Source organism: Corallococcus sp. AB030 (assembly GCF_003668965.1).
Lineage (GTDB): Bacteria > Myxococcota > Myxococcia > Myxococcales > Myxococcaceae > Corallococcus > Corallococcus exiguus.
The window spans coordinates 22,617-35,501 of the sequence record NZ_RAWQ01000098.1 but is presented as its reverse complement, the minus strand read 5'-3'; the positions used below and the strand labels follow the sequence as shown (position 1 = coordinate 35,501).

General features: G+C 68.5%; 12 protein-coding genes. 8 read left to right on the top strand and 4 right to left on the bottom strand.

The window, feature by feature from the left end; genetic code table 11:
- Positions 1-144: 144 nt before the first annotated feature.
- The 4 genes from D7Y15_RS22875 (at position 145) to D7Y15_RS22855 (ending at position 4,766) form a co-directional block, all read left to right on the top strand.
- Positions 145-2,205 (top strand): glycosyltransferase family 39 protein, encoded by a 2,061-nt coding sequence (locus D7Y15_RS22875; protein WP_121753901.1) that lies wholly within the window; start codon positions 145-147, stop codon positions 2,203-2,205.
- Positions 2,206-2,681: 476 nt separating this feature from the next.
- Positions 2,682-3,095, top strand: a complete 414-nt coding sequence (locus tag D7Y15_RS22865) for a GNAT family N-acetyltransferase (RefSeq protein ID WP_121753899.1) — start codon at positions 2,682-2,684, stop codon at positions 3,093-3,095.
- 280 nt (positions 3,096-3,375) lie between these two features.
- On the top strand, positions 3,376-4,014 hold the full coding sequence (locus D7Y15_RS22860) for a DUF6310 domain-containing protein (RefSeq protein ID WP_306466099.1): 639 nt from the start codon (positions 3,376-3,378) through the stop codon (positions 4,012-4,014).
- Complete coding sequence (locus tag D7Y15_RS22855) at positions 4,011-4,766, top strand: DUF5953 family protein (protein ID WP_121753898.1); 756 nt, start codon at positions 4,011-4,013, stop codon at positions 4,764-4,766. Before D7Y15_RS22860 ends, D7Y15_RS22855 begins: the two co-directional genes overlap by 4 nt.
- Before the next feature lie 244 nt (positions 4,767-5,010).
- Here D7Y15_RS22855 and D7Y15_RS22850 read toward each other — a convergent pair whose 3' ends face one another.
- Both D7Y15_RS22850 and D7Y15_RS22845 read right to left on the bottom strand, forming a co-directional pair.
- Entirely contained in the window at positions 5,011-5,553 is a 543-nt protein-coding gene (locus D7Y15_RS22850; protein WP_233605053.1) for a biotin transporter BioY, read from the bottom strand.
- An 85-nt stretch (positions 5,554-5,638) separates the two neighbouring features.
- Complete coding sequence (locus D7Y15_RS22845) at positions 5,639-6,391, bottom strand: alpha/beta fold hydrolase (RefSeq protein ID WP_121753896.1); 753 nt, start codon at positions 6,389-6,391, stop codon at positions 5,639-5,641.
- A 205-nt stretch (positions 6,392-6,596) separates the two neighbouring features.
- Between D7Y15_RS22845 and D7Y15_RS22840 the strand changes: the two genes are divergently transcribed.
- Positions 6,597-7,007: an MAPEG family protein gene (locus D7Y15_RS22840; RefSeq protein ID WP_158629091.1), complete on the top strand. Its 411-nt coding sequence runs from the start codon at positions 6,597-6,599 to the stop codon at positions 7,005-7,007.
- Positions 7,008-7,016: 9 nt separating this feature from the next.
- Here the strand turns inward: D7Y15_RS22840 and D7Y15_RS22835 are convergent, their stop codons facing one another.
- Complete coding sequence (locus D7Y15_RS22835; RefSeq protein WP_014395108.1) at positions 7,017-7,901, bottom strand: LysR substrate-binding domain-containing protein; 885 nt, start codon at positions 7,899-7,901, stop codon at positions 7,017-7,019.
- Between the two features lie 102 nt (positions 7,902-8,003).
- On the opposite strand from D7Y15_RS22835, the gene D7Y15_RS22830 reads away from it, so the two are divergent.
- From D7Y15_RS22830 to D7Y15_RS22820, 3 genes are read left to right on the top strand one after another with little or no spacing between them, the layout of a single operon-like run.
- Entirely contained in the window at positions 8,004-9,635 is a 1,632-nt protein-coding gene (locus D7Y15_RS22830) for an acetolactate synthase large subunit (protein WP_121753894.1), read from the top strand.
- Between the two features lie 33 nt (positions 9,636-9,668).
- Positions 9,669-11,099: an aldehyde dehydrogenase family protein gene (locus D7Y15_RS22825; RefSeq protein ID WP_121753902.1), complete on the top strand. Its 1,431-nt coding sequence runs from the start codon at positions 9,669-9,671 to the stop codon at positions 11,097-11,099.
- A gap of 43 nt (positions 11,100-11,142) precedes the next feature.
- On the top strand, positions 11,143-11,802 hold the full coding sequence (locus D7Y15_RS22820; RefSeq protein WP_148712831.1) for a hypothetical protein: 660 nt from the start codon (positions 11,143-11,145) through the stop codon (positions 11,800-11,802).
- An 18-nt stretch (positions 11,803-11,820) separates the two neighbouring features.
- Here the strand turns inward: D7Y15_RS22820 and D7Y15_RS22815 are convergent, their stop codons facing one another.
- Positions 11,821-12,885 (bottom strand): hypothetical protein, encoded by a 1,065-nt coding sequence (locus tag D7Y15_RS22815; protein WP_121753892.1) that lies wholly within the window; start codon positions 12,883-12,885, stop codon positions 11,821-11,823.

Here is a 12,885-nt window from a genome sequence, read left to right as displayed (position 1 = left end):
GGAGGGGATTGGGCCCGAAACCGGGGGCGGACACACGGTCCGGACCTGCGGCGTCTGGTCCGTTCCTGCTCCGGAATCGGCTCGGGCGGCCGCTCCTGCGCGGCTTGCGGTCCCAGGGCGTGGGTGGTGAATTGCCCCCTTCCGATGAACGCCCCCCTCCAGACCTACCGCGCCCCTGACCCGTACCGGACGAAGCTCGACGGCCTGATTGTCGTGGCGCTCGTGGTGTGGGGGCTCGCGCAGCTGGCGCCGCATCTGGCCCATCCCGCCATCTACAACTGGGACGAGGCGATGCATCAGGCCGCCGCGCGCGGCACGCACGACACCTTCTTCACGCCGCACATCTACAAGGATCCGCTCTACCCGAGCGACATCCGGCACTGGTGGGCCGCGAACGTCTGGATGCACAAGCCCACGGGCCCCTTCTGGTTCGGGGCGCTGATGATGCACGTCGTGGGTGTGACGCCGCTCGCGCTGCGGCTGGCCTCGCTCCTGGGCCACCTGGCCGCGGGGGCCGCCATCTACCTCATCGCCAGACGGCCCGCGGGGCGGCTGTGGGCCACGCTGGCGGCGGTGGGGTTCCTGGCGCTGCCCTTCGGTTGGCAGCTGGTGCAGGGGCGCTTCTTCGGGGACGTGACGGACTGCACGCTGGCGGGGTGCAACGCCGTGGCGGTGGCGCTGCTCTTCCACGCCACCCGGGAGAACTCCTGGCGGTGGGGGCTCGCGGCGGGAGCGGTGGTGGGGCTGGGCTTCCTCTGCAAGACGGGGCTCGCGCTGACCCCGCTGGGCGTGGCCGCGACGCTGTGGGCCTTGAGCCGGCTGCGCTTCTGTCCGGGCCCGAGGCTCGCCACGGTGCTGGCCATGGTGGCCGCGGCCGGAGTGGTGGCGGCGCCTTGGAGCCTCTACTCCGGGTGGCGCTGGCCGGAGCTGCATGACCTGGAGTCGCGCGTCACACGAGCGCACCTCTTCCCTGATCCGACCGTGGACGTGGGCCCCTGGCGCCGCCCGCTGGACGCCGTCCTCAACGAGGTCAACCGCACGAGCTTCCAGCCGCTCCCGAACGTGCTGCCCCTGGTCGCGTTCTGCTGGCTGCTGGTGCGCGCCGTGCGCAAGCGGGATCTGGAGACGGTGGGGCTCGCGCTGTGGGTGGGGGCGACGTGGCTCGTCCTGTCGCTGGGCACGGTGAAGGTCCCGGCCATTGCCTGGGGCGCAGTGCCCGCGGTCCTCGCCGCGCTGGCCATCGCGGGCTCGGACGCGTGGCGCCATCCGACGCTCGCGGCGCTGTTGCTGGCGGCGCTCGGCACGCCGCTGGCCATGGAGCACCTGCCCGCGCTGACCCGCATGCGCGAGTCGCTCCCCGCGTCCTGGGACCAGACGCGGACGCTTCCGGGGCTCGCCGAAGGGCTGGTGATGGTCTTCTTCGCGGGGGCGATGACCGCCGTGGTGTGGCGGCTGGCGCGCCGGCCCGAATGGTTGACCGGGGTGCTGGGGCTCGCGGCGTCAGGCGTGCTCGCCTGGCACCTGGCCATCACCCTGCCGGTGGAGAAGGCGCGCTACGAGGACGCGCACCTCGAAGAGCTGTACGTCAGCTATTCGCGCGAGGTGGGCCTGGCGCTGTCCCGGAACACGCCGAAGCGCAGCGTCGTCTTCGCCGCGCTGGACTCGGATCCGCCGCTCAACTTCGAGAACCTGAACCTCATGTTCTGGAGCGGGCGCATGACGTACCGGAGGGCTCCGGACGTGGCCCTCGCGCACGAGCGCGGGTATCACCCGTATCTCGTCTCGCCGCTCGCGGAGCCCTACGCGCCCGTGCCCGGCGTGCCGCCCCAGGCCGCGCTGCGGGCCTATGACCTGGACGCGCCGCTGCCCCAGCCCGCGCCCCTGCCTGACGGCATCACGCCCCTGTCCGTGCGGCAGGGGAACCTGGAGGTGCTCGGATTCGCGTCCCGGAGCCTGGGCCACGGCATCGAGCGCTACGCCTTCTATGTCCGGGCGCTCGGTGTGCCCCAGACGCTGCGGGTCACCTTCCACGGCCCCGACGGCATCGTGGAGCGGGTGTTGGAGCCGGGGGTGACGCTGCGCAGGCCCCAGGCGCTGGTGGGTGCGGCGTGGTTCATCCTGCCCGCGCTGGGGCCGCCCCGCGCGAAGGTGACACACCTGGAGTTTGGCGCCGTGGGGCAGCGCGTCGCCGTGTCTCCTCCCTGAGCCGCAAAGACATTCCGGGTGCATGCGTTTGCATTTCACCCAGCGAACGCCGTGTGCATTCGAGGAGGCTCTCCGAACTCTCGTCAGGCCTGGCCACTCGGGCGAGCAGTTCGGTCCGCTTGTTGATGCCCAGGTGCCGCTGCCCGTCGAGGATGAGTACTTCGCCCGCGTCCATCTGCGCGAGCACCGTCACGGCGTCGGAACGCTTGAAGCGCTGGAGTCACTCGCGCAAGTCACCCGCGACAGGAAGCCGAACTCGGACTGGACGTCCAGGGGGCGGCCCTCGTGATGCTCGGAGCTGGGCGTCGTACGGCGTTGGATGGGATGCGGGGATGCGTGCCCCTTCGTGCCTGGCTTGAAGCGGGAAGATTGGCTCTGGAAGACCTCAAGGGTAAATCACTGGAGCGCGTGCGTGAGAGCCGGGACGACGTGCGCTCTCGTGTGTTGGTCCTTCTGTCCCAAGAGGAGTGGCGTCGATGACCCTCACGATACGCGCTGCCCGCCCCGGTGACCTGGTTGCGATCCAGGCTCTTCTTTCCTCGGCTGGGCTGCCCCTCCAGGGGGTGACTGAGCACCTTCCGCACTTCCATGTCACTGAGCAGGCAGGAACATTGCTCGCTGTCGCCGGGCTGGAGCTCTACGCCACGGGCGGCTTGCTCCGCTCCGTTGCCGTCGCGGAGAAGGTGAAGGGGCTGGGCGTAGGTTCCGACTTGGTTCGGCGAGTTCTTGCGAAGGCCGATGAAGACAGACTCCCAGTGCTGTACCTGCTGACCACGACGGCCGCGGACTATTTCCCGCGCTTCGGCTTTGTCTGCATCGGCCGTGACACGCTCCCTTCCGAGCTGAACGCCTCCCGTCGCTCCGCTCTTGCGCCGAAGAACGGTTCATAGACATGCGGCTCCGTGCTTGCGCCGCGCTCCTCCTCTTCCTCACGGCGTGCGCTACGACTCCTCCGAGCCCTGGAAGGCCGACGGCGCGCAACCCAAGGATTGCCCATCTCCAGCGAGCGGCGGCGCTGCCCTGGACGGACGGCGGGCAGTGCGTTGTCCGTGAGGCTTCCAGCCTTGGCCCGTCCTGGTGGAGCGGTGTTATCAGGCCCTCGACCATGACCGGATCGAGTTCCACGACACTGAGGGAAGATGCGCGGTCGCCTCCGCTGGCGCTGGTGCCATGGGAGTCGGGCTCTGCGTTCTGGTGGCTCCTGAGATCGTTGTGGGCGCCGTGATCGTGCTTGGCGTGGTGGTGGTCGCCGTCGCCATCAAAGAAGCGCTGGATTCATACGAACTCCGCCACGCCTACCCCGAAGAAGCAGGGACCTCACGAGGAACGAAGGTGTCCTCCAGGGAAGCTGAAGCGCAACGCAAGCCCAAGCTGAAGCCCGAGCCAGCGGGGCAGGACTGGCAGCCCCCGGTGCCACCTGTGCCTGTGGATAGGACGGGCCGCGCCAGTTGCGAGCCTGTTCCAGTGCCCCACGCGGGCGAGGACGCCCCGCATGATGAATGCGCCGACAAGTTCCCACCCAACCGTTATCCCGGAATGGATGTGCTTGTTGGCGGCGTGCGCTTCGATGCGTTGCAAGTTGGCGTGCGCGTGCTGTGGGAGATCAAGACTCATCGATTCGACTCGTACAATGACTTCATCCGGAGGCAGGAGATTGCGAAGGAGTTGGAGCAAATAGAAAGGGAGCAAGACGCAGCGGCGGCATGCGGATATGGCTGCGTGATCGGGGTGAGCACCCAAGCGCACAAAGACGCGCTGTTGCGAGCGAATCGATTCCTCAATGTCGTCGTCACAGGATGCAAGCGATGACCACTCAGAAACGCCTCGATCTGACCGTCTACGCGCCAGTGCTCGTGGCCAATGATGGCCGCACACTCGCGGTCGTCCGTGGAATGGAACGGGCGCTGCCCGGCTTGCGCCTGAATTGGGAAGTGGGCAAAGGAGGGCGCCCTATCGAGTTACCTCAACGCGACGCTTGGCTCATTGAGGCGACACCACGCGGAAAGCTCCCACTCCTGTGCAATGGCGACGAGAGCTACCCCGTGACGGTTTCAGGAAGGGGGAGGTCGGGACGCCTCGGACCGGGCGGTCAGCCGCTGCTCGACGTCCAAGCGGAGTTACCGCTAGATGCGGCCGTTATCGCGGCAGCGGGGGAGATGCTGGAGCGAGTAGCGGAGGGCGCCTGCGCGTTCTGGGGGCATGCGACGCCGGATGACGCTGCGCTGGACATCGCGTATCAGACAGCCCCCACACTGGAAGGGCCGCCGTCCCCACGTCGGGGGCTGCCGGCCCTCAAGCTCCTCGATCAGATCCGCGCACCAGAGATCCCCTATTACCTTGGGTGGCTGAACTACTGGTCAGCCGCTGCCTCGCGGACCCTTGGATTCCCCGACCCGACCCGCGACGCTGAATTGCTCTCGCGAGCGCGTCGAACGGCATCCGGCGGCTGGGTCGTACAGCTCACCGACGCGCCGCTCGACCTGGAAAACCCCGCCCATTTGGATGCACTCAAGCGCGCCTACCAACGCTTTCCGGAGGTCGGTGGACGGGCGGCGCCTTGACGCAATCAAGGGGCTTTGGACGCAGCTCGGACTGAGGGAAAGAGCGGCACTGCGCGAGCATCCGCGATGCTAGCGTGCCCATGTGGGAGGTCACGCATCCCTGTCCCAACCTTTCAGATTGGCCCTTGCGCTGGTGCTCGCATGGGGAGCCGAGGCGCACGCCGAGCCGTCACCTGGGGGCCGCGCAGGCGGAAGACGCGGTTCGAGGAGTGGCTCGGCCGTTCCGGGGCATGACCGCGCTTCTTCACGGCGCGCCATGCCGGAAGCGCTTCCAGGCAAGCGGCATGACGAGGCCGGCGATGACGGCCTTGAGCACTCCCCCGGGGATGAAGGGAACGAAGCCCTTCTGGAATGCCGTGGCGAAGTCGAGCCCGGCCTTCACGTGGAGCCACGACACGCCGATGAGCAGGACGAGGAGCTGGCCCGCGAGGAAGAGCGGAACCGCCGTCCACCACCGCCGGTCGTATCCATGGCGCGCCGCGAGGCCCACGAGGAACGCGGCGGGGAGGAAGCCCACCAGGAAGCCGCCCGTCGGACCGGCGAGCGCTCCCCATCCGCTGGCGCCCTTCGCGAAGAAGGGCAGTCCCACCGCGCCCAGCAGGAGATAGCCGACCTGCGCGGTCAGGCCACGCCCGGGGCCGAGCGCCGCCGCCGTGAGGACGACCGCGAGCGTCTGTCCCGTGATGGGCACCGGTGAGCCCGGCACGGAGATGGAGACCTGGGCGAACAGCGCGGTGCACAGCGCCGCGCCCAGGACGAGCGCGGCTTCCTGTGCGCGCGTGCGCACGAAGCGGTCAGCCAGGACGTGAAGGGGGAGGGGAGACACGGGGCGATGCTCGGCGAGGACGTACGCCGGTGCAAGACCTGGGGACTCAGGGATGTGGCGTCATCCGGGCGACCAGCGCGCGCATCGCGGAAGCCACGGCGTCCGGGCGTTCCATCCAGGGGAAGTGCGCGGCGCCCTCCACCCGCTGGTGGAGGATGTGCGGCCCCTGGAACGCGGGCTGCGACCAGGGCGTCTGCTGGACGATGCGGTCCTCGGCGCCGCTGATGATGAGCGTGGGCAGGGAGCGCGGCCACCAGGTGTGGACGTACGTCTCATCGAAGTTCCGGTCGGACCAGTCCACCGCCGCGCGGTTGTAGGGCATCCGCCGCAACAGCTCGCGCCCCGCCGCGACGCTCTCCGGCGTGAAGTTCCACTCCGCCGACGCCACCGCGATGTCGCGGAGCCGTTCATCCGTGCGCTCGGCTTCATAACGCCGGGTCGCGGCGTCGACCTCGGGCAGGGGATGGCGCTGGGTCATCTCGAAGAACGGCGCACGCCAGTTCGCGTCCGGCGCCGTGCTCACGAGCACCATGCCCACGAGGAGCGACTCCAGCTCCGGCACGGACAGCAGATACATGCCGCCCGTGGAGTGCCCCAGATAGACGCAGTTCGGAAGTGCCTGGGCGGCCTCGATGAGGACCCTCGGCCACACGCCGTAGGGATTCTGGGGCGCACCGGGAGGAGAGACGTTGGACCCGTCTCCCGGCAGGTCCACCATCCAGCACGTCCCGGGAACGTCCAACGCGTCCGCCAGGCTGAATAGGCTCTCGGAGCCAATCCCCGGCCCGCCCGGGAGCATCAGCCAGTTGAAGGCGCCTGGACGAGACCCCCGCCGCCGGAGCCGAACGCCTGATGCCGTGAAGAACGCTTCCGTCTGAGGGTTCAAGGACACGGGACGCAGGGTCACAGTCAACCCTCGCGGCGTCAACGCAGGAGTCGTCACATCCCACGGGCGTCATGAAACGGCTAGCGTCCCAGCCTTCTCGTGGTTGGAGGCTCTCTCCTTGACGAATCCCCTGCTCGGCACGCTCTCCCTGGTCCCGGTGACTTCGCTCTACGCCGCGCTCAACGCCTTCCTCACGGTGGCGCTCTCCATCAACGTCAGCATGGTCCGCACGAAGCTCAAGGTGTTCCGGGGCGACGGAGGCCATGCCGGCCTCGGGTCCGCCATCCGCGCGCATGGCAACAACGTCGAGCAGGTCCCCCTGGCGCTCATCCTGCTGCTGTTGGCGGAGCTGAGCGGTGGGAACTCGACGGCGCTCCATGTCTTCGGCGGTGCGCTGCTCGTGGCGCGGCTGGCGCATGCGGTCGGACTGCTCCGCACGAATCCCATCCAGGCGGCCGGCGCGACGCTGACCCTGGTCGTGCAGTTGGGCCTGGCGGGATGGGTGCTCTGGCTGCGGCCCTGGGGCTGAAGCCTTCGCCTAACCCACGTCTTCCTTCGCCCGTGTCCGGACCTCGGCCGCGAACAGCTCCGCCGCGGGTGTGCGCGGGGCACCCTTACGCCAGAGGAGCGCCGCCAGCTCCGAGCGGGGCGCGGGGGACAGCCGCTTCACCACCAGCCGCTCCGCATCCGCGAGTCGTGGCTCCGGAAGCACCGTGACGGCGAGCCCCGCGCGGACGATGGCCAGCACGGTGGCCACCGCGTTTGATTCGAGCGCGATGCGAGGCGCGAACCGCATCGCCGCGAAGTGCGCGTCCACGCGGGCGCGCACCCGCAGGCCGCGTGACAGCAGCGCGAACGGCTCCTCCGCGAGCAGCTTCACCCCCACGGACTCCGCGCCCGCCAGTGCATGCCCCCGTGCGACGACGAGCGCGAGCCGGCTGTCGAAGACGGGCTCCGCGTCCAGGTCCGCCAGACGCGCGGGCGCATAGCCCAGGCCCACGTCCAGCTTTCCGTCCGCCAGCTGCCGCTCCAGCTTCCGGACCACGGCCTCCTGCGCGCTCAGCGCCAGCCCGGGATGTCTGCGGAGCACCGCTGTCAGCGCCGGCACCACGAGGCCGCGCATGCTCGGGGGATAGCCCACGCGCAGCGCCCCCGTGGCGAGTCCTCGCAACGCGCCCACCGCGGACAGGCCCGCGTTCACGTCCTCCAGCGCACGGGACGCATACGTGCGGAACAGCTCCCCTGCCTGTGTGAGCCGCACCCCGGTGCGAGCCCTCTCGAAGAGCGGTGTGCCGACCTCTTCCTCCAACTGGTGGATCTGGTGCGACAGCGTGGGCTGGGAGACGTGCAACCGCCGCGCGGCGCGTCCGAAGTGCAGAGCGTCCGCGACGGCGGAGAAGTAGCGGAGGTGTCGGAGCTCCATGGCGCCATCATAGACGGCATCTATCGACTCGATGAAAACAGACAAATGTACGAATCGAGGCCCCCGGGTACATCTTCCTCGTCACCGAAGGAGAGGCACCCCATGAAGGCATCGGATCTGTTCGTGAAGGCGCTCGAAGCGGAGGGCGTGCGCTGTGTGTACGGACTCCCCGGCGAGGAGAACCTGGACCTGCTGGAGTCCATGCGCACCGCCGGCATGCGCCTGGTCGTCACACGGCACGAGCAGGCGGCCGGGTTCATGGCCGCCACGCAGGGACGGCTCACCGGACGCGCGGGCGTGTGTCTGGCGACGCTGGGGCCGGGGGCCACCAACCTCGTCACCGCGGCGGCGTACGCGCAGCTTGGCGCCATGCCCATGGTGATGCTCACCGGCCAGAAGCCCATCAAGGTGAGCAAGCAGGGACACTTCCAGATTGTCGACGTCGTCGGGATGATGCGGCCGCTCACCAAGTCGACCCGCACGCTCGTCTCCGCGGAGCACGTGCCCTCGGCGGTCCGTGAGGCCTTCCGCCGCGCGGAAGAGGAGCGCCCCGGCGCCACCCACCTGGAACTGCCCGAGGACGTGGCGCGCGAGCCCACCGACGCCGTGCCCCTGTCGCCCGGTGTCGCGCGCAGGCCCGTGGCGGACGAGGCGTCCATTGCCCAGGCGGTGGAGACGCTCGCGTCGGCCCGCCGCCCGCTGTTGATGATTGGCGCGGGGGCCAACCGCAAGCTGACGTCGGAGATGCTCCGCGCCTTCGTGGACCGCGTGGGGCTGCCCTTCTTCAGCACGCAGATGGGCAAGGGCGTGGTGGATGAAACACATCCACTGTGGATGGGCACGGCCGCGCTGTCCGACGGCGACTTCGTCCACCGCGCCATCGAGGCCTCGGACTGCATCCTCAACGTGGGCCATGACGTCATCGAGAAGCCCCCGTTCGTCATGCGCGACGGCCGCCGCACGGTCATCCACCTGAACTTCTCCTCGGCGGAGGTGGACCCCGTGTACTTCCCGCAGGTGCAGGTGACGGGAGACCTGGCGAACGCCGTGTGGCGCATCGCGGAGGGAGTGGGGCCGCGCTCGCACTGGGACTTCACGCCGTTCGAGAAGTCGCGCGCGGGGCTCGACGCGCAGTTCGTCAGTGGCGCCGCGGATGACCGCTTCCCCATCTACCCCGCGCGGCTGGTCGCGGAGGTGCGCAGCGCCATGCCGGATGACGGCGTCGTGTGCCTGGACAACGGCATGTACAAGCTGTGGTTCGCCCGCTACTACCGCTGCCGTCGGCCCAACACGCTGCTGCTCGACAACGCGCTCGCGACGATGGGCGCGGGCCTGCCGTCCGCCATCGCCGCGAAGCTCGTGCACCCCCGGCGCAAGGTGGTGGCCGTCTGCGGTGACGGCGGGTTCATGATGAACTCGCAGGAGCTGGAGACGGCGGTGCGCCTGAAGCTGGACCTGACCGTGATTGTCGTCCGCGACGACGCCTACGGGATGATCCGCTGGAAGCAGGAGGAGATGGGCCTGCACGACTTCGGGATGACGTTGGGCAATCCCGACTTCGTCCGCTACGCGGAGGCCTACGGAGCACGAGGCCACCGCCCGGCGAGCGCCACCGAGTTCGGCGCCACACTCACGCGCTGCCTGGAGTCGGGCGGCGTGCACGTCATCGACCTGCCCATTGATTACACGGACACCGCGCGGGCGCTCGGTGCCGGTCCCCGGGTGGAGTCGTGAGCCATGGGCACACACGCGAAGGAGAGGAACGTCATGCTGGCTGAGCGCTACCCGTACTACGTGGCCAACCGCCCGAGGCAGCCCAACGCGGAGCTGCCCGTCACCGACAAGTACACAGGGGAGGTCGTCACGCGAGTGGCCGTGGCGGACGCGGCCGCCGTGGAGGAGGCCATCGCCGCGGCGGTGCGCGCGACGGGGCCCATGCGCAAGCTGGCGCCGTATGCCCGGCAGCAGGTGCTGGAGCACTGCGTGCGCCGCTTCCAGGAGCGGGCGGAGGAGTTCGCGCTCGCGCTCTGCATCGAGGCGGGCAAGCCGCTGCGCGACGCGCGGGCGGAGGTCACCCGGCTCATCGAGACCTTCAAGGCGGCGGCGGAGGAGGCGGTGCGCGGCGGCGGAGAGGTCCTCAACCTGGAGGTGTCTCAGCGCGCGGCGGGCTACCGGGGCTTCACGCAGCGCGTGCCGGTGGGGCCGTGCTCCTTCATCACGCCGTTCAACTTCCCGCTCAACCTGGTGGCGCACAAGGTGGCGCCCGCCATCGCCGCGGGCTGCCCTTTCGTCCTCAAGCCGTCGGACCGCACGCCGGTGAGCGCGCTGCTCATGGCGGAGGTGCTCGCGGAGACAGCGCTGCCCGAAGGCGCCTTCTCCGTGTTGCCCACTCGCCTGGAGGACGTGGGGCCCTTCATCAAGGACGACCGGCTGAAGCTGTTGTCGTTCACCGGCTCGGAGAAGGTGGGTTGGGATTTGAAGGCCCGAGCCGGCCGCAAGAAGGTGGTGCTGGAGCTGGGTGGCAACGCGGCCTGCGTGGTGGACGCGGACCAGGCCGGGCGCCTGGACTTCGTCGCGGACCGCATCGCCCAGGGGGCCTTCTTCCAGGCGGGGCAGAGCTGCATCTCGGTGCAGCGAGTGCTCGCACACGAGTCGCTGTACGACGCCCTGCGGGAGAAGCTCGTCGCGAGGGCGAAAGCCCTGCGCGCGGGCAATCCCCGGGATGAATCCACCACGCTGGGGCCGCTGATTGACGAGCCCGCGGCGCGGCGGCTGGAGGGATGGATCCATCAGGCCGTGGAGCGAGGGGCTCGGGTGTTGACGGGAGGAGGGCGGCGCGGCGCGCTGCTCGAAGCCACCGTGCTGGAGGATGTGCCGGAAAACGCGGCGCTGTGCGCGGAGGAGGCCTTCGGTCCGGTGGTGCTGCTCCAGCCGTTCCGCGACTTCGACGAGGCCCTGCGCCGGGTGAATGACAGCCGTTACGGCCTGCAGGCAGGTCTGTTCACGCAGGACCTGTCCCGGGCGATGCGGGCCTGGGACGAGTTGGAGGTGGGCGGGGTCGTCGTCGGTGACGTGCCAAGCTTCCGGGTCGACACCATGCCCTACGGCGGCGTGAAGGGCTCAGGCCTGGGCCGCGAGGGCGTGAAGTACGCCATGGAAGACATGACAGAAGTGCGGCTGCTGGTGCTCCGCCAGTAAAGTCCCACCTGCTCCGGGCATGGCCCCGTGAAAGGAATCCACCGTGATGCTCTTGAAGGCTGTCGTCCTCCTGTCGCTGGCTTCAGCACCTCCCGCGAAGCCGGCGGCGAGCGCTGGCTGTGCCACCACCAACATCGAGACCGCGCTCCAGCGTCTGGAGGCACACCTCAAGACGGCCGTGGCGTCCGCGTCGAAGGACGATTCGGTGGACAACTCCGCGATGTACTTCGCGGAGGAGGCCGTGGGCCAGACCTGGACGATCCGAGACGTCCCCAACGGCTACATGGCCGTGGGGAACGATTCCTTCACGGCCTTTGAGGCGGCCCTCTTCAAGAATCCGGAGGGCTACCACCTGGTGCTCGTGAGCACCGGGGACTCCGTCATCAACACCGCGGTCTACCGCTGTGACAAGTCGGGCTGGACGCTCGAGAAGGACGCCCTGGAGGTGCCCCTCGATAAGGCCATCCAGCTCTACGACAACGCGGGGCTCATCGCTCCCAAGGGCAAACCCGGGCTGACCCGGAAGGACCTCAAGGATTGGGGAGGCTCCATCCTGGCCTACCACCTGCCCCGGAAGGGCCGGGTCATCCGCATCACGTCCTACGTGGATGAGCCCGACTCCGCTTATGGCAAGGAGCTGGGCACCCTCGAGTACGTCCAGTCGAAGTTCCAGGTCGTCCCGCTCAAGACAAAGGCGAAGTGAGCGGCTCGCGGAGGGGCCTCAATTCGACAGCTGCTGACAGGTGGTCCCTCCGCTGGCGTTCTTCACGTAATACATCAGGCCGACGTTCGGATCCCTGAGGACCGAACCAAAGGCAGACGTGAACGCGTTGAAGTCCGTGAAGAAGACGTGCCCGCTGAAGTTGGGGTCGCGGTAGTAGATGCAGTCCTTGTTGACGCTGACCCCGCAGATGGCGATGGCATGCGTGGATGCACCCGACGTCGCGACCAGCGGGCACTTGTAGGCGGCGAAGCCGACTGACTTCGTATAGTTGTGCGCCGTGTTGCTGTCGATCGCGCCCATGCTGAGCGGGGAGCCACACCAGAGCGGGCCGTGGGCCTTCATGAAGACGTCGAGCTTGCTGGTGCTTCCCAGGATGTCCATCGTCGTCAGCTTGTCGAGGCCCTTGAAGCCCAGCATCGTCAGCAGATAGCCGCGGGCGAAACCCTGCTTCCTCCATTCCGTGAATTGTTGCAGGGACGCCTGGACCTCCTGTTCGTCGTGCTTCTTGGTGGCGACGAAGCTGCTTTCAATCTGGCTGCGATAGAAGCGGACGTCCCGTTCTCCGTGCTGCCCGGTCAGCAGCTGGATGACCTCGTCCAGCCCATCGAACCGCCTTCCTTCAAGCTGACTGAGGGAACTCTTGAGGCCGGACGGCAACGGCATGTCCTGCGGCCGGATGAAGGTCGGCATGGGCACCCGCTGCATATTGGTGGGGTTGACCATGGAGTCCGGCAGGTGGTCCCACTTGTAGACAGGGTCCAGGGCCTTGAACCCCGTCCGGCTCAACGCGGAGTTGAGCTGCACCTTGTCCTTGTTCTTCGTCGAGCCCATGAAGCCCTGGTGCGCCTGCAGCAGCTCCTGGTCGCCCAGGTTGTTCAGGTTCTGGCCGTTGTCGGCGATGAAGGTGCTGATCTTCCGGATGAGGGAGATCCACTTCTGTCCGGCGGGAGGCCATGGCTCATGGCAGCGGGCCACCATCTTGGCCGCGTAGTACCAGCACGTCGGGCCCTTCTGGGCGTTGGTCGAATTGCCGATGGGGGGCACCGCGTAGAGGATCGACAT